Genomic DNA, 269 nt, shown 5'->3' with positions numbered 1-269 from the left:
TTTTTTTTTGTTTTTTTTTTTTGTTTTTTTTTTGTTTGTTTTTTTTTTTTTTTTTTTTTTTTTTTTTTATTTAGTTTTTTTTTTTTTTTTTTGTTTTTTTTTTTTTCTTATTTTTTTTTTGTTTTTTTTTTTTTTTTTTTTTTTTTATTTTTTTTTTTTTTTTCTTTTTTTTTTTTAATTGAAAATAATTATTATTTTTTTTTCTTTGTATTTTTTTTTTTTTTTTTTTGTGTGCCCGGTTTTTTTTTCTTTTTTTTTTTTTTTCTTTT

The 269-nt window shown here is 8.2% G+C and carries 1 protein-coding gene; it reads right to left on the bottom strand.

Going from position 1 to position 269, the window contains the following annotated elements:
• Positions 1–70: 70 nt before the first annotated feature.
• The coding region (locus ACR6JA_RS22095; protein WP_494599522.1) for a hypothetical protein at positions 71–269 on the bottom strand (199 nt) is incomplete at its 5' end.

This window comes from Cedecea sp. B1(4) (assembly GCF_059414925.1).
This window is presented reverse-complemented; position numbering and strand designations above follow the sequence as displayed.